Source organism: Thermobifida fusca YX, assembly GCF_000012405.1.
Taxonomy (GTDB): domain Bacteria; phylum Actinomycetota; class Actinomycetes; order Streptosporangiales; family Streptosporangiaceae; genus Thermobifida; species Thermobifida fusca.
The window spans coordinates 793,708-810,188 of the sequence record NC_007333.1; the positions used below are offsets into that span (position 1 = coordinate 793,708).

General features: G+C 69.9%; 13 protein-coding genes. 6 read left to right on the plus strand and 7 right to left on the minus strand.

Features of this window, described 5'->3' with window-relative positions; translation table 11 throughout:
- Positions 1 to 30: 30 nt before the first annotated feature.
- The gene (locus TFU_RS03445; protein ID WP_011291136.1) at positions 31 to 837 is read right to left on the minus strand and encodes a carbon-nitrogen hydrolase family protein; all 807 of its coding nucleotides are present in this window, start codon (positions 835 to 837) and stop codon (positions 31 to 33) included.
- 136 nt (positions 838 to 973) lie between these two features.
- Entirely contained in the window at positions 974 to 2,320 is a 1,347-nt protein-coding gene (gene gabT, locus TFU_RS03450) for a 4-aminobutyrate--2-oxoglutarate transaminase (RefSeq protein WP_011291137.1), read from the minus strand.
- A gap of 173 nt (positions 2,321 to 2,493) precedes the next feature.
- On the opposite strand from gabT, the gene TFU_RS03455 reads away from it, so the two are divergent.
- The 4 genes from TFU_RS03455 to TFU_RS03470 all read left to right on the plus strand — a co-directional run bounded on the left by TFU_RS03455 (position 2,494) and on the right by TFU_RS03470 (position 9,888).
- Entirely contained in the window at positions 2,494 to 3,954 is a 1,461-nt protein-coding gene (locus tag TFU_RS03455) for a PucR family transcriptional regulator (protein ID WP_011291138.1), read from the plus strand.
- A 201-nt stretch (positions 3,955 to 4,155) separates the two neighbouring features.
- A complete protein-coding gene (locus tag TFU_RS03460; protein ID WP_011291139.1) occupies positions 4,156 to 5,250 on the plus strand; it encodes a hypothetical protein in 1,095 nt (364 codons plus the stop codon).
- An 844-nt stretch (positions 5,251 to 6,094) separates the two neighbouring features.
- Positions 6,095 to 8,899 (plus strand): DEAD/DEAH box helicase, encoded by a 2,805-nt coding sequence (locus TFU_RS03465; protein WP_011291140.1) that lies wholly within the window; start codon positions 6,095 to 6,097, stop codon positions 8,897 to 8,899.
- A 110-nt stretch (positions 8,900 to 9,009) separates the two neighbouring features.
- The gene (locus TFU_RS03470; protein WP_011291141.1) at positions 9,010 to 9,888 is read left to right on the plus strand and encodes an Fpg/Nei family DNA glycosylase; all 879 of its coding nucleotides are present in this window, start codon (positions 9,010 to 9,012) and stop codon (positions 9,886 to 9,888) included.
- A gap of 9 nt (positions 9,889 to 9,897) precedes the next feature.
- Here the strand turns inward: TFU_RS03470 and TFU_RS03475 are convergent, their stop codons facing one another.
- Both TFU_RS03475 and pfkB read right to left on the minus strand, forming a co-directional pair.
- Positions 9,898 to 10,365 carry a hypothetical protein gene (locus tag TFU_RS03475; protein WP_011291142.1) on the minus strand — a complete coding sequence of 156 codons (468 nt, stop codon included), beginning with the start codon at positions 10,363 to 10,365 and terminating at the stop codon, positions 9,898 to 9,900.
- Between the two features lie 186 nt (positions 10,366 to 10,551).
- The gene (gene pfkB / locus TFU_RS03480; RefSeq protein ID WP_011291143.1) at positions 10,552 to 11,538 is read right to left on the minus strand and encodes a 1-phosphofructokinase; all 987 of its coding nucleotides are present in this window, start codon (positions 11,536 to 11,538) and stop codon (positions 10,552 to 10,554) included.
- Between the two features lie 405 nt (positions 11,539 to 11,943).
- Here pfkB and TFU_RS03485 point away from each other — a divergent pair, with 405 nt between their 5' ends.
- Positions 11,944 to 12,369 carry an OsmC family protein gene (locus tag TFU_RS03485; RefSeq protein ID WP_011291144.1) on the plus strand — a complete coding sequence of 142 codons (426 nt, stop codon included), beginning with the start codon at positions 11,944 to 11,946 and terminating at the stop codon, positions 12,367 to 12,369.
- A 252-nt stretch (positions 12,370 to 12,621) separates the two neighbouring features.
- Here TFU_RS03485 and TFU_RS03490 read toward each other — a convergent pair whose 3' ends face one another.
- From TFU_RS03490 to TFU_RS15730, 3 genes are all read right to left on the minus strand, one after another.
- On the minus strand, positions 12,622 to 13,368 hold the full coding sequence (locus TFU_RS03490) for a hypothetical protein (RefSeq protein WP_011291145.1): 747 nt from the start codon (positions 13,366 to 13,368) through the stop codon (positions 12,622 to 12,624).
- A gap of 247 nt (positions 13,369 to 13,615) precedes the next feature.
- On the minus strand, positions 13,616 to 14,536 hold the full coding sequence (locus TFU_RS03495; RefSeq protein WP_011291146.1) for a helix-turn-helix transcriptional regulator: 921 nt from the start codon (positions 14,534 to 14,536) through the stop codon (positions 13,616 to 13,618).
- Between the two features lie 89 nt (positions 14,537 to 14,625).
- Entirely contained in the window at positions 14,626 to 14,907 is a 282-nt protein-coding gene (locus TFU_RS15730) for a hypothetical protein (RefSeq protein ID WP_081430390.1), read from the minus strand.
- 322 nt (positions 14,908 to 15,229) lie between these two features.
- Here TFU_RS15730 and TFU_RS03500 point away from each other — a divergent pair, with 322 nt between their 5' ends.
- The gene (locus tag TFU_RS03500; RefSeq protein ID WP_016188295.1) at positions 15,230 to 16,417 is read left to right on the plus strand and encodes a 3'-5' exonuclease; all 1,188 of its coding nucleotides are present in this window, start codon (positions 15,230 to 15,232) and stop codon (positions 16,415 to 16,417) included.
- Positions 16,418 to 16,481 lie beyond the last annotated feature (64 nt).

A 16,481-nucleotide genomic window follows, 5' to 3' on the forward strand; every position in this document is an offset into this window, starting at 1 on the left:
TGAAAAAGGGGAGCGCACCGGGAGGCGGGATCACACGGGGTATTTCGGCGCCACGGTGAAACGCCGAAGCTCCAGCACCGGGTTGAGTGCGCGGACTTCCGCGACCCGGGCCGGGTCCACTGCGGCGACCGCGACCCCCTCGTCGTCGGCGAGGGACGCCACCACCACTCCCATGGGGTCGGCCACCATGCTGTGCCCGGACCCCATCGGCGCGGTCTGCCCGGCGGCAGCAACGTAGAGGGTGTTCTCCACGGCCCGGGCGCGCACCAGCAGCTTCCAGTGCTCTTTCTTCTCCGGGCCCGGCACCCATTCCGCGCCGAGCACGACAGCGTGGGCGCCCGCGTCGGCCAGCCTGCGGGTGACTTCGGGGAACCGCAGGTCGTAACAGGTCTGCACGCCGAAGGTGAGCCCGTCGACGGTGAACACCGCAGGATCGGTGATCTCCCCGGGCCGGACCACCGCGGACTCGGTGAAGCCGAAAGCGTCGTACAAGTGCAGTTTGCGGTAGCAGACGAGGAGCGCCCCGTCCGGGCCTACAGCCACGGTCGTGTTGGCGAACCGTTCCGGATCGTCTACCGCCTCGTTGACCCCGGCCACGAGGTACACGCCGCAGTCGCGCGCCAGGTCCCGCAGCCCGGACACGTAGCGGCCGTCCAAGGGTTCCGCAGCGGCCACGAACCGGTGGTCGGTGGCGGGGGCGGTGAACATCGCATACTCGGGGAGCACGACGAGACGCGCCCCCTGGTCGACGGCGGCGCGGACCAGTTCGACAGCCCGGCGCAGGTTCGCCTGCTTGTCCATTCCCGGTGCGAACTGTGCGACGGCCACCCCGACCATGCCTGCTCCCCACTGGTGTGTGCTTCTGGGCTGCGCAGCGCTCCGGCTGCGGACGCACACCACAGTAAAGGGCCGGGACGGGACGAGACGATCCCCCCAGCGTCTGCCCGTACCCGGCCCGGCTTGGAAAGCTCCGCTACAGTTGCGCGAACGCTTCTTCGATGATGGTCAGGCCTTCGTCCAGCAGCGCGTCGCTGATGACGAGCGGCGGCAGCAGCCGGATCACGTTGCCGTAGGTGCCCGCGGTCAGCAGGATCAGGCCTTTGGCGTGGCAGTACTTGACGACGGAGGCGAGCGCTTCAGGGTTGGGGGTCTTGTCGCCCGCACCCGCCACCAGTTCCATGGCGACCATGGCGCCGCGTCCCCGCACGTCGCCGATGATGTCGTAGCGTTCCGCCAGCGCGCGCAGCCGGGACAGCAGCACGTCCCCGATAGCGCGGGCGCGCTCCACCAGGTTGTCCTGTTCGATCGTCTCCAAGGCGGCGAGCGCGGCCGCGCAGGCCACCGGGTTGCCGCCGTAGGTGCCGCCCAAGCCTCCGCCGTGCACGGCGTCCATGAGCTCGGCGCGGCCGGTCACTGCGGCCAGCGGCAGACCGCCGGCGATGCCCTTGGCCGTGGTGATGAGGTCCGGCACGATCCCTTCGTGCTCGCAAGCGAACAGGCGGCCGGTGCGCGCAAACCCGGTCTGGATCTCGTCGGCGATGAACACGATGCCGTGCTTGCGGCAGAACTCGACGAGCGCGGGCAGGAACCCTTCACCGGGCACGATGAAACCACCCTCGCCTTGGATCGGCTCGATGAGCACTGCGGCCACGTTCTCCGGGCCGATCTGGGTGGTGATCAGGTCGATGGCCTGGGCGGCGGCTTCCGGACCGCAGTTGTCCGGCCCGGTCGGCCAGCGGAAGGGGTAGGCCATCGGCATCCGGTACACCTCGCCGGCGAACGGGCCGAAGCCCTGCTTGTACGGCATGTTCCGGGCGGTGAGCGCCATCGTCAGGTTGGTGCGGCCGTGGTAGGCGTGGTCAAACACGACCACTGCCTGGCGTCCGGTGGCGTGCCGCGCGATCTTGACCGCGTTCTCCACCGCCTCAGCACCCGAGTTCACGAGGATGGAGCGTTTCTCGTGGTCGCCGGGGGTGATCCGGTTGAGCGCCTCGCACACGTCCACGTACCCCTCGTAGGGGTTGATCATGAAGCAGGTGTGGGTGAAGCGGGCGAGCTGTTCGCTGGCGCGGGCCACCACCCGGGGGTTGGCGTTACCCACGTTGGTGACGGCGATACCGGAACCGAAGTCGATGAGCCGGTTGCCGTCCACGTCTTCAACGATGCCGCCGCTGGCCCGCACCACGTAGACCGGCAGGGAGCTGCCTACTCCTTGAGCGACGGCCGCGGTCCGGCGCTCCTGCAGCGCACGCGACCGGGGACCGGGGATCTCGGTGACGAGCCGACGTTCCTGGGGGAGATCCGCGTGCTCGCTAGCCATGGTTCCCTGCCCTCCTCCGTGGGTGTGGTTGGCGATCCGTGGTTACCGGATCGACAGTAAGCGAATAACCTCCGAATTTCCTCGCCGGTATGGATAGGCTTTCGGAAGGTTCTTAGACTTTTTGTCGGAAACGTCGTGGTGTGGGCCTGGCCTGGAGCAAGCGAGGAGTGAGCGTGCCGCCTTCTCTCGGAGCAATCCTGCGCACTCCCCGGCTGCAGTTACGGCTGCTCCACGGCACCGACAAACTCGACACCCCGGTGCGCTGGGTGGCGGTCAGCGAACTCACCGACCCCACCCCCTACTTGGAGGGCGGAGAGCTCCTGCTGACCACGGGGATGCGGTGGACGCACGAGATGGTGGACGCCCGCGCCTACGTCCAACGCCTCGTGGACCGCGGGGTCGCGGGCCTGGGGTTCGGAATCGGGGTGGTCCACGAGCAGGTGCCGTCGACCCTGGTGGACGCGGTCGCCGAATACGGGCTGCCGCTGATCGCGGTGCCCCGCCCCACCCCGTTCATCGCCATCGGCAAAGAGGTCTCCCGCATGCTGGCGCGGGAAGAGTACGAAGGGCTGACGAAGGCGTTCGCCGCGCAGCGCCAGTTGACGCGGGCCGCTCTGCAGGGCGCAGAAGCGGTGGTGGACCGGCTCGGCGCGGAGCTGCCCGAAGGGTGGGTGCTGCTGTTGGCCCCGGACGGCTCCCCCCTGCACGCCCGGCCCGCGCAGGCCGCGTCCCATGCGGCCGGACTCGCCGGGGAGCTGCGCCGCCTGCAGGAGCTGCGCCAACCCGCCAGCGTCTCCCTGTCCGCGGATTCCCGGCACATCACTGTCCAACCGCTGGGCGTGGCGGGACGGGTCCGCGGGTTCCTGGCCGTGGGGGCGCCCCGCGCACTCGGCACTGAGGAGCGCACCCTGCTCAACGCGGCCAGCTCCCTGCTGTCGCTGGAATTGGAGCGCGGCGATTCCGCGGTCACCGACCGGCTGCGCGGCGGCCTGCTGCACGCGCTGGTGCGCGGGGCGGTGACCGTGACCGGGCCGGAGGCGGAGGCGTTGCGGGCGGCTCTGCCCGCCGAACCGGTGGTGGTCGTCGCCGCAGACCCGAGCCCGGCCGCCGTGTCGTGGGGGCGCGGCGCCGAGGAAGGCCTGGCCGCTGTGGTGGACGGCCGGTTCACGTTCCTGGGCAGTGCCCGCTCGGATCCGGCGGGCAGCCTGGCCGCGTTCACCGGGGGCCCGGTGGGCGTGAGCGAGGAGGTCGGCTACGACGCGCTTCCCGAAGCGCTGGCCCAGGCGGAGCGGGCCTTGGAGGTCGCGCAGCGCGACGCTGCCGCCCTGGTCCGCCACACCGACCTGCCAGGCGGTTTCCTGGGACTGTTGGACACCCCGGCCGGGACAGGCATGGCCCAGCGGCTGCTCGCCCCGCTGCGCGAGCACCGGGCTAGCGCGGACTTGCTGGCGTCACTGCGCGCCTATCTCGCCGCATCGGGCCGGTGGGATGCCGCAGCCGAGTCGCTGGGGGTCCACCGGCACACGCTGCGCTACCGGATCGCGCGGATCCGCGAACTGCTTCCTGGGGATTTGGACGACCCCGACTACCGGGCAGAGCTGTGGCTGGCGCTGCGGATGACGGAACGGGACTAGGCCGGTTCGGTGCGCCCCGCCGGTTGGTGGATCTTTTGCCGCATCCTGTGCCGAAACTAGCGGGTTCTTCAGGAACAGGCGGGTGGCCTCGTGTTGGGGTGGTGTTTCGACCCCGATGGCGGAATGTCGGATTCGGGGCGCGGGTGCGAGGCCACCCCAGGGCTGTGGGTGGGGACGCGAGGAGCCGAAGCCAGGGGAACGATGGTCAGGCGTGCGCTACGGGCAGTGGCGGCAGGGGTGGGCCTACTGGCGGTGCTGCTGGCGGGCGCCCCGGCGGGGGCGGCAGCGGTCCCGGCGGTGCCGTTGTCCGGTGGTGGCGACTGTTCCTGCCTTGAGGAGGTCCGCAGTGCCTGGGAGCAGTCGGATGTGTACGTCCACCACCGGATCACCGCCATGTTTCCCGAGGTCACTGCGGAAGCTGTGGCGGAGGCGTTGGGGGAGGAGACCGCGGCGCGGGTGGCGGTGGTCCTCCAGCCGCAGACCCCTCCGCCCGAACTTGCCTCCCAGCTTCACGTGGCGCAGGGACGGCAGCCGGTGGCCCTCTACACCTGGCAGGGGGACGCGTTCCGCGCCGATGTGGTGACGGGTGCGGAAGTCCCGCGGACCAAGCGGACTTTGGCGGGGCCGAGCCGCCGGGTCGCCCCCGACGACCTGCTCGTCCACGTGGCAGCCGTGGCGGTGATCCTGCGGGGGGAGGTGCTGTCTACGGCCGCGCAGCAGCTCGCGGAGACGTCGCTGTACGTGTCCCCGGGACTGTCCACGGATCTCACCGACCAGCGGATTCGCGACCTGGCGCAGCGGTTCGCTGGACTGCCGGAGCCGGTGCGGGTGGCGCTCCTGCCCCGGGACGCGGTCGAGTACGAGGGTGGGGTGGTGCGTCGCGGGGCGGGCAATATCGCGGAGCTGGTGCAGGGGCAGCGGGATGTGCCTGCCGTGGTCTACCTGGTGGACGAGAACGGGCGGGTGACCGCGGGGTCGGCGAGCAGCACGGCGGTGGGGCTGCGGTCCCAACTGGACCAGGGCAGCCTGTCCCAGATCGTGACGGGGGCCCGGGACAGCGACAGTGCCACGGCCACGCTCACCGCGCTGGCGGCGCGGCTGGAGGACGCGTCGGAGGGGAACAGTGCCGTCGAACGCCTTATCGACGTCCTGCTGTATGCGCTGCCTTTTCTCATCGTGCTGGGGGTGGGGGCACTGCTCATGATCCCGGTCCGCCAGGAGAAGGAGATCCCGTGGCCGGCCCCGCCGGTGGAGGACGGTGCCGATGCGGCGCAGCCGCACCCGCGGGGCGAGTAAACCGGATGCCATGGGCAGGAACATCATCCGGAAAACCTGTCCCCAGAGCGGGGGAAGGTCCGGCACGCTGGTGGCGGGATTCCTGGAGTGCGGGGCACGGAAATTCGAGAACCGGTGCCCCCGCAAAAATCCCATCAGGGAAATAAGGGAGAAAGTTCGCGATTTGTTCTGAGGTGTCCCCTGCAACGGAGCACAAGAGATTCCCCCGTCGATACCGGTGTAAAGGACGCTAAGTCCACGTCTTTCCTGAAGGAATAAAAACGGCATACCGTGCATTCCTGTCATGAGGTAAATTCGTCAAAGCGGCATACCGGTAATACTGGAAAATCTGACGGGCAGTGGATGTGGAGCACAAACCGCAGCGCACACCTTCCTGAACACGGTCAGACCCGATCTGACCAGGAAAGACGATCCAGAAATAAGGAAATCACCCCTGTGTCGGGGAGTACCGTGAAAGCCCGCGGAGAGGCGAGAATCAAAAGCAGCACACCGCACACTGGCACACCCAGGAGCGGAGACACGGTACGGTGTCGGACACACCCAGAATCGGAACACGGTATGAGATGACTCTGGCCCAGGCGGCGCGAATGCTCCCTACCCGGGATTACCGTTGTGCACGCGTGGTGGTACACCCCGGTTCGGAGAATCCGTCCGGATATTTTTCGCATACGTACCACACATGGGACTATCGATCGCGAGAATGCGATAAGTCGCTTTGAGTGACTCATTCGTCACCTGACAGTCCGGTTTTGGTCGGTCAGTGGGAACAGAGGTGTCACGTGCGGTTATTCCACACATTTCCTCCACCGTTCACGCCGGGGACGGGGCACGGAACGGGACGGCGATGAGGCCTCGGACACGCAGGGCGCTCCTCATCGCAGCCACCGCCCACGGCGACAGGCCCGGGTACGAGGCCACGATCCGGCTGGGCGTGGAAGCGCTGGGCTCGGCACTCACCGACATCGCGTTCGACGAAGTCCGCGCCTTGGACGACCCGGGACGCACCCGCATGGTGGAGGAGCTGCGCTCCTTCTTCTCGGCAGCGGAACCCACCGACGTGCTCCTGCTCTCGCTGCACGGCGTCGTGGTGCGGGACAGCGACGGCCGCCTGTGCTTCCCCGCCGCCCGGGGACGCCGGTTCGTCTCGGGGGCCGTGCTCTTGGACACGGTGAGCGAAGTGATCCAGACCGCCCCGGTCCGGAGCACAGTCATCCTGCTCGACTGCGGCTACAGTGGCTGGTTCGACGACGGGCCGGACGGTTTCACCGCGACAGTCCCCCAACTCGACCTGCGGCGAGCATTCCCCCGCGAAGGCTGCACCGTGCTCGCCGCCCCAGGAGTCGGCTATCCCACGGCCACACCGCTCAGCCTGCACGTGGCCCGCGCCCTGCGCGGGGCCGCACCCGACCGGGACGGCGACGGCTGGATCGACACCGGAGACCTGAGTGAATACCTGAACCGGGCGACGAGCGGGGACGCCCGGCCCGTGCTCATCACCGACGCACCCCCCGTGCCACTGGCCCGCCAGCCCGGCGGCCCGCCCACCCCGAGGCAACAACCCCACGCCAACGGCCAGCACCCCGACCCGCGGTCGCTGCTGACCGACCTGGCCGTGGTCGAAGGCTTGGACGTGGCCCGGTTCGGCGACACCGCGCTCGCCAGCCTCGCCCACGTCCCCGAACCGGGGAGAAGAGGGGACCCCGCGATCCCGATCAGCGCCGCCCCGGTCAGCGAATCCCACCACCGCGCCGTGGAGTCGGCGATGACCCGCCGCCTCACCGTGGTGGCGGCCCCGCCCGGCAACGGCGCACACACCCTGGCGACCGCGGTCGCGCACACCGCTGTCGCCTCCGGGCAGAGCGTGCTCTTCGTCGCCTCCGACACCGCGTCCGCTGACGCGTTCACCGTCGAAGTCCGCACCGAACTGGAAACAGCGCACCTGGTCGCGGGCGGACCAGCAGCGGTGCGCGGCCGCGGCTCGGGGCACGGCACCCTCCAAGAGTGCCGCACCCGTGCCGAGGAGGAGACGGAGGCGCGCACCGCCCTCTACCGAGACTGGGCCGCGGTGTGCGTGGCCCGCGCAGCTATCGATGCGATCGCTCGCATCGAACGCGACCTAGCTCTCCTCGCAGAAGCGCGCGGGCAGATCATCGCGGCCGGCTGGGATCCCAAGGCCTTGTTCCGCACCACCAGTCCACGCGAGTGGCTGCGCTGGGCGGAACAGGCCTCCCAGCGCTTCCCTTTCCGCTCCCGGCAGCGGACCGCGTCGCGGCGGATGGCGGCCGGAACCGATCCGGCCGTGCTCGCCCGGATCAGCCAGATCGCCCGCGTGGAACAGGAGTGGCGTGCCGCTTTGGACGCGCGCCGCCGCGCCACCGCTCTTGACGAGCTGTACGCGGACCTGGTCGCGGCCCTCGAAGCCCACCGCAGGTCCAGCGCCGCCTACCTCGCCGTGCACGCCCGGGCCCGCCACACCCGCAGCAGCAACGGCGCGGAACGGCCCGAGCCCACCACTCCGGTGTGGGCGGTCGCCGTGGGGCAGGACCACGAACTGCCGCCCCGCGCCGGCATGTTCGACCTGGTGATCGTGGACCGGGCGGAACGGTGCGGCATCCGCGAAGTGCTGCCGCTGCTGTACCGGGCCCGCCGCGCCCTCATCATCGGCGACCCGGCAGCAGCCGGGAGCACGCCCCTGCTCGGCAGGCGGGGCCCGGAAACCGTCTCCGCCTACCAGGCGCTGGCCCGCATCCGCACGGAAACCGGGGGCCGGGTGCTGTGGCTGGACGAGCACGACCGGGCCCAGCCTGCGATCGCTGCGCTCGCGGACCGGTGCTGCTACGGCGGCAAGTCCACGGTGCTTACCGACCCGTGGAGCCTGCCCGGGGACCCGGCCCGGCCCGTGCAGTGGCACGACGTGACCGGGGAGTATGAGACGGACGAGGACGGCTCGTATGTGAACCGCGCGGAGGCCCACCGGGTCGCAGCGGTCCTCACCGCGCTCGACCTCCGCCTCCCCGACGAAGCCACTCTCGGCGTGACCAGCCCGTTCGCGGGGCAGCGCGCGCTGCTGCGGCAGTTGACCGGCCGCCGCCGCTATTCGCGGGAGATCCGCGTGGACTCCCCGCAGGCGTTCGGCGCCCAGCCGTGCGACGCGCTCGTGGTCTCCCCCGTGCTGAGCCAGAACACCCCGCACCGCACGGTGGCGCGCACCCTCGCCACCGCCCAGTGGTGGCATCCCATCCTCACCGGCACGATCGCCCAGCTTGTCGTGGTCGGGGACCGCGCCCTGTGGGCAGCGGGCGGCGGAGTGCCCGCCGCAGTCGTGGAAGCCGCGGAGACCGGCACCGGGGAGGCCGCGGACAGCGAAGTGCCGCGCCCTCTGCTGCACGCGCTCAGCGACCTGGCCGCCCAAGTGGAGACGAATGTGGCTGTGGCCGGCTACCGCGTGGACTTGTGCGTGACCACCCCGCTCGGGCAGATGCTGATTCTCGTGGACCGCACCCGGGACGGCCGCGGCCTGCGCCGCCTGCTCGACCGGCAGCAGCGGCTGCGGGAGGTCACCGACCTGCCCGTGCTGCGCGTCCCCTTGTGGCGCTGCCTCCACAACCCCGTGGACTTGGCGAAGGAGATCCTGCTCGGCAAGGCCTGAACCTCCCCACCCCCGCACACCACGCGGATGCCGCACAACGGTCAAGTAGGGTGCAATCGCCAGCACAATCGCGTGAGGTGGCTGCGAGGAGTGGAGGAGGCGACACCACCGTGCCCGAAGGCCACACGCTGCACCGACTAGCGATCCACTTCACGAAGACGTTCGGGGGACAACGGGTACGCGCCGCCAGCCCGCAGGGGCGGTTCGCGGAAGGGGCGCAGCGGATCGACGGCCGGGTGCTGGGGGAGGCGGAAGCCCACGGCAAGCACCTGTTCTTAGGGTTTGACTCCGGCGAATGGGTGCGCGTGCACTTGGGCTTGTACGGGGCGTGGACGTTCGGGGACGCCACTGGGGAGCGCAGCCTGGGCGCGCCGCGCACCGAAGCGGGCACGGAACGGGCCTTGCAGCGGGACGCGGACGGGTTCGTGGTCCCGCCGCCCCCGACCGGGGCGGTGCGGCTGCGGCTGGTCAGCGCGGACGCGTGGGCGGACCTGCGCGGCCCGTCCGCGTGCGAGGTGATCGACCCGGCAGGCAAACAGGCGGTGCAGGCCAGGCTCGGCCCGGACCCGCTGCGCGCGGACGCCGACCCGGCCGCGGCGTGGCAGAAGATCCGCCGGTCCCGCACCGCGATCGCGGTGCTGCTCATGCGCCAGGACGTGATCGCCGGGGTAGGCAACATCTACCGGGCCGAGTCCCTGTTCCGCGCGGGCATCGACCCCTACCGACCGGGCCGCGACCTTACGGAACCCCAGTGGGAGGCGCTGTGGGCGGACCTGGTCCACCTGCTGCGCGACGGGGTGCGCGACGGCCGGATCATCACCACCCGCCCCGAGCACCGCACCCATCCCGGACCGGACATCCCCCGCGAAGAAGCCCACTATGTGGCCTACCGGACCGGGCAGCCGTGCCGGGTCTGCAGCACCCCGATCCGCTCCGCCGAGCTGGCGGGACGCTCCCTCTACTGGTGTCCGGGCTGCCAGACCGGGTGAGCAGACCGCTTAGTAGGGGGAGACTTCGCTGGTGATTTCCCAGGCGATCTCTTCGGCGAGCTCGTCGGTGAGTTCAGCGCCCGCGAGGCGTTCGGCGAGCTTCCGCGCGTGGTAGACGGTGCGCATGCCTTTGACGAGGGCTTCGCCCGCGCTCATCACCGCGTAGTCGTCCCACACGTCCGGGTCGATCGCCAGCACCGCGATGTCGTCGTTGTACGGGATCGCATCCATGTCGTGTGCCTCGTACAGTTCGCGGATGTGGTCGGCCTCCACCACGGGCACGTCCCGTTCCGCGAGGTAGACCTCGGATAACGCGTCGGCCTGCTCCGGTTCCAATGCGGCCGGGTTGTAGCCGAACTCTGCCGCGTACCGGGTCAGCCGTTGGGCGATCGCCACGGTTTGCCGTTTCACCGCTTCCGGGCTGGCCGGACCGTAGCTTGAGTTGCGGATGCGGGCTGCCAGGGTACGGACATCCACCGCTGTGCCCCTCCTTCGAAAGCCGTGCCACCAGGGGCGAAACAAGGCAGTCAGACGCTCATTATTCCTGGCTTCCGCCCGGGCGTTGCGCGTGCCGCCCGCTGCCGTACTGGGGCCCGCGGGGCCGGTCCCGGGCCGCCGCTCCCCGCAACGGGGGACGGCGGCCACGGCGCGGCCCACGGCTGTTCATGGCCTGCTGCGCGCGGCTTCCGAGCCGAGTTTCGCGGGCAGGTCGGTGATGGGCAGGGACAGGTCGGGTTCGGGGACGACCACGACCCCTTCGTCGTTTATGTCCGCGGGACCGGGGATGGTGGTGCCGGGCAGGGCCACTGCTGCGCTGCCCCACGACACGGCGCGCCGCAGCCGTTCTTCCGGGGCACCGTCGTCGAACAGGAAGCCCGCGAGCGTGCTGTCGCCCGCGCCCACGGTGCTGCGCGGCACGATCGGCGGTCCGCCCGCCCACCAGAAGCGGTCCGGTTCCACGAGCAGCGCCCCGTAGCTGCCCAGGGTGACGAGGGCCGCGTCGTTGCCCCAGGACAGCACTTCCCGGGTGGCGTCCACCACGTCGCCGAGGGTGGTGAGTTCCCGGTCGAGGAGTTCCGCGAGCTCGTGGTGGTTGGGTTTGAGCAGGTTGGCTGCCCCGGCCCGCGCAGTCACGGCGAGCGGCTCCCCGGAGGTGTCCACGGCGATCGGCACCCCGTAGCGGCGGGCCAGCACGGACAGCCGCACATAGAAGTCGGTGGGGGTGCCTTGCGGCAGGCTGCCGCCCGCCACGAGCCACTTGGGGTGGTGCCGCAACTGGGATTCGACGGCACGCAGCAGGGCCGCGACTTCGGCTTCGCTCAGCGATGCGCCGGGCACGTTGAGCTGGGTGGTGGTGCCGTCGGTTTCCGCGGTGGTGATGTTGCACCGGGTGACCGCGGCCACGGGAACAGTCACCGCGGCGATACCGTGCTCGCCGAGCAGGGCGGTGAGCTGGGCTCCTTCCGCACCGCCGACGGGAAGCACGGCAACCGTCTGGACACCGTGGTTGCGCAGGGCACGGGAGACGTTGACGCCTTTGCCTCCGGCGTGCGCCATCGCGTTGTGGATGCGAATGACCGCACCGCGCACGTAGGTGTCAATCTCCAGGGTGCGGTCGACACTGGGATTGGGAGTAACTGTGAGGATCATGCGCCCTCTCTTCAGGGTCGGCGGTGGTCGATCCCGGACGCCGCTCTCGCCCGGGAGTCGCGTGCTCCTCACACCTGGGAGCGCTCTCATCGTAGACAAAAAGGTCTAAACCAATCTGGGAGCGGGGATGAACGGTCGGTGCCGTCCCCCCTTTTCCTGCTGCAGGGGTGCGTCAACAGGGGCGCGGCAGGGTAGAGGCGCGCCCGGGGTTGCGTACCGTCACCGTACTGTTACCGGTGTGCGCGCGAAAGTGCGGGGGTGTTCTAGGCCCCTGCCGTACCGCAATCCCCAGAGGATCAGGAATGATCGTTTCCGGTGCATCCGCGGGTGCGCCGGGCCGGGAGTACCGCGCCCCCGGTCGAACAGCCACGTTGGAATACGACAACAGAGATTCAGGAGTCTGCCATGGCGCTCGTCTCTCACGCCCACACTGTGTGGGAGGGGACCCTGTTCGAGGGCAGCGGAACGGTCTTCTTCGACTCGTCCAACCTGCCCCAGCAGAAGGTCACCTGGAAGGCCCGTGCCGAGGAGCACGGCGGCCTCACCAGCCCCGAGGAGCTGATCGCGGCCGCCCACTCGTCCTGCTTCTCCATGGCGTTGAGCAACGCCCTGGCCAAGGCGGGCACCCCGGCGAAGTCGCTGCACACCGAAGCCCAGGTCACCTTCCAGCCGGGTGAGGGCATCAAGGGCATCCACATCGTGGTCCGCGGCGAGGTCCCGGGGATTTCCGCCGACGACTTCGTCAAGGCGGCCGAGGGCGCCAAGGAGAACTGCCCGGTGAGCAAGGCGCTGGCGGCCACTCCCATCACCTTGGACGCGGCCCTGAAGTAACCCGCTTCCCGTTGCGGGGCGGGTGGTCCTTGCCCGTCCCGCAACGCAGCCGCAGCGTTTCAGGCTAGGTGTCTCGGCCCGGTACTGCCCCCGCAGCCGGGCTGGCGCGGCACGGCATTCCGGCCGCGGGCACGAAAAAAGCGGCGCTGCCGCCGCACACACGGGATGGATACCGGCTCCGGCTGGCAGCGCCTGCCCGCGCTGCCGACCGGAGCCGTGTCGACGCCCTGCCCGGAATCGCGGGCAGCGGGGTCAGTTCAACAGCCGGGGCGGGATGACTTCTTTGCGGAGAGCGTGCAGCACGTCGTCCAAGTCCCCCAGGTGGCCGACGTGCTCAGTGCGGTTCCGCACCTCAGCGCGGATCGCTTCGAGCACGGTCGGGCTCTGCAGCGCCTCGGCGAGCGGCGCACCCAGCAGCGCCTTCCGCCATTTGAGCAGCGTGTCCAGCCGTCCGCTCACCACTCCGGCGCGGCTGATGTGGAACAGCGCGTCCACTTTGGCCTTGGGGTCGGCGTCGCCGAGCAGGTCCACCTCGAGGATCCGCATGGGGGAGTCCTCAGCGGTCTCCGCGTAGTAGACCTCCCAGTTGCGGCCGTTGGTGAGCACCAGCCATTGGACGCCTTCCTCCGCAGCGCTGAGCCGGGCGGGGCGCAGGCTGCGCGCGTTGAGGTCTTGGCCGCAGCGTTTCACTTCGACGAGGGCGAAGACGTCGTCCCCCACCTTCAGCCCGTAGTCGACGGACTCGTTCTTGGTGCGGTATTCGGTGGTGACCTCGTCGTACTTGTTGTAGCCCAGCCCGTCGCTGAAGAAGTCGGTGACCAGCAGCCGGGTGTCGCCTTCGTTGGCGTCCCGGTCGATGAGGTCCTGCAAGGGCCCGGTGAACCGCTCCAACGCTGCGTGGAGTTGGCCGCGGACGTCGGCTTCCCACTGCGGGAGAGGGGCTTCGGGGCTGGCGAATTCTCCGGTCCAGGTCAGTACCTGAGTCGCGTCCGGGTCCATTGACGTCTGAAATCCCATTCCGTGCGTTGTCGGGCAGAACGTTAACCGTCGGACCATTATCGGCCACCCCTGCCGCATTCCTCTGCGGGAACGGGGAACCGGGAACCTCACCGGTCACACCAGCCCCAAAGAGTGATGTACATCACAGTAAATGGGGGTGGTGGGGAACGCCATTACCGGAAACGCGCAGAAAAACACCGGGAAAGCAAGCTCGTGCCAGTGGTGCGGCCGACGAGCAGCGGAACGGTCACCGCGACGCGAATTCCAGCGGGTCGCTTTCCCCGATCGCACCCAGGTCGTCGGAGCCGACAGAGAACTCCCGGTCCGGGTACAAGGCGATGAGGCCGATCCAGTCCCGCACCGTCGCCCCCGGCGGCAGCTCCACCGGCGTGCTGCCGGGACGCCGGGACGCACTGATCACCTGGGCGAACACCCCCGTGGTGATAGTGGCGACCACGACGGGACGCCCATAGGCGCGCAACCGGGCGAACACGTCCGCGGCCAGGTGCTCCGGCGAGCACACCACGACCGTGGAGCGGCCGCGGGCATCCCGCACCTGGGGATGCCGCAGCAGGTATTCGATGAACCGGGGAGTCATGCGGGCGTGCTCCACCAGGAGCGCGGCGATGCGCTGCGTGTCCTCCCGCCCAGGCAGCACATCGAAGTCCACGTCGACGTTGACGTGTACCGGCGGCACCCCGTGCCGGAGCAGCCAGTTGATCTCGGTGGCCTCGTCCCGCGTGGGCCGGTCCTCCCCGTCGTCCAAGCCGATACCGCGCAGCCAGGCGTTGACGTCTGACCACAGCCACACCAGGGACCGGCCGACCGTGCCTTCCGGGGCGGGGAAGGGGACACCGTCGCGGCGCTGCCCGTGGATCCACTGGGTGACGTTCTGCCTGCTGCGGCCGGTGCGTTCCGCGATGTCGGACACGCCGACCAGGTCGGGGTCGAGCCGCAGGATCCGCATGCCGGGCACAAGGGCGCGCGCCCGCGCCACTACGGACCCGGCCGCAGTCACCGCGTCGGGCCCGCTGCCCGACACCGTCATGCGGTGCACGCCGTGCGAGCAGGACAGCACGGCGTCGAGTTCGTCAGTGAGAGCGTTGACGGCGGCGTGGTCGTCGAGAGTGATCCCGTCGACCACGAAAATGAATTCGTAGTCGGGCAACAGCGGTCCCTTTCCGAAGGGTGGGCGCAACGGGCGGGGGAAGGCAGACGCCCAGCCATGGTCCAGTCTCGCATCGCTGTTGACAAACGTCAACGCGACGAGGTGGGGGAGCTGTCCGACCGGGGCCGGAGCCGACGCGGATCGTCCTGCGGCAGCGGGCAGCGCCGCGCCTCCCGCAGGATGCGCCGGGCCGCCTGACCCGGATTGCGGGGCGTGCCCGGCACTTGGATAGCGGAACACCCGCACGGGCAGTGCAACCGCCCCCAGTGACCTTCCCCGCGGAGCGTCCACCCGTCCGCCACCAGGGCACGCAGCACGTTGCGGACCTCGCTCTTCTGGTGCGCGGAGGGGCTGAGCTCCTTACCGGTCACCTGTGGGACTCCCGACCTGTCGAAGGGGGTGCGGCCCAGCGGGCGCCGCACCGGTGCAGTTCCCCGTGAAACATCTCGGCCACGGACAGAGTACGGGGAAACCCAGTATTCCAGGAGAAACCCCCTAGAGCCGCACCTAGCGGCCGTACCCGGCAAACCGGCCCCGCATACCTCTAACGACCTGGGGTGACACCGCTGAATGGCTCCGAACCCCACCATTCCCGCCGACACATGGCAATGACCCGAAAATTCCGTTTTCGCTCTCATTAAGGGGGAGAAAGGCGTACGATCCTCGGGGCAGGCCATTCCCCGGAGGTTTTCTATGGTTTTCCACTACGGCCGTCTCACCAGGGACGGAGGAACGGATCCCCGCACACTGGTTTTCGCCTGCCTCGCCGTGCAGACCACCGGCTTGGACGTGACGTGGGGAGCACGACTGTGCGAGGTGGCCGTGGTGCGGATGCGCGGCGACGGCACCGTGCTCGACGAATACGCCACCCTCGTCAACCCGGGAACGCCGCTGGGAAACACGGAACTCCACGGCATCACCGACGCCTGGATGGCGGGCGTGCCCGGATTCGAGCAGATCGCCGGGGACCTGGTCCGCTACCTCAACGACGCGGTCGTCGTCGGCTACGACCTGCCCGCCATCGACAAATTCCTCGCCGCCGAGTTCGACCTGCTCGGCATCCCCGTCACCGGGCTCCCCGGCCTGTGCGCACTGCAGACGTGCCGCACCCACCTGGAACACGCCGACTACCGGTTCGACTCGCTGTGCCGGGCCTTGACCGGCCAGTGGCCGATCGCGGAACGCTACGCCCTCGAGGACGCCCGCCTGCTCGCCGCCATGGTGGCGAGACTCGTCGACACCGCCCCGGAACCGCTCGGCTGGGAAGGACCCGTGTCCGCGGTGCCGCCGATGCTGGCATGCGGGGGCGACATCGCGCCGCGCGCCGCAACTCCGCGCCGCGGCACCCTCGACCACGTGGACCTGCTCGTGGACCGCCTTCCCGCCATGCAGGACGCGCCGCCGCCCCGCGCCGACGGGCTCGCCAACTACCGCATGGCCGTGGAACGGTATGCCGCTCAAGGCACGGTCACCGCGGAAGACGCGGAACATTTAGCGATGCTGGCGGCCCGCGCCGGGCTCACCCAGCACACCGCCCGCGAAGTCCACCAGGAGCTCCGCCACCTGGTCCCCCAGCATGCCGGAGCGGCCGCGGGCATCCCCGCCAGCCCGGTCGCGGCATCACCCGGCAGCGGGCCGAGCGGGATCACGGTGCCGGAGACGCGCGACCTGTGGCGGCTGCGCGAACTCACCCCGGAGGAGTACCGCGCCCGCTACACCGACCTGCACGGGGACATCCCCGAGGACTTGGTCATCGAAGCGTCGGAAGCCGCCGTCCGCAAAAAAGAGGCGAAACCGCGGCGGGGGACGGCAACCGCCCTGTTCGTGGCCGTTCTCGTCGTGCTGGCCGTGGTCTGGCAGGTCATGGTGTGGTCGGTGTAACCGCACCCGCCCGGCGCGGGACGCACCGCACCCCTGCCCCGCCCCACTGTGCGCGGCAGGGCAC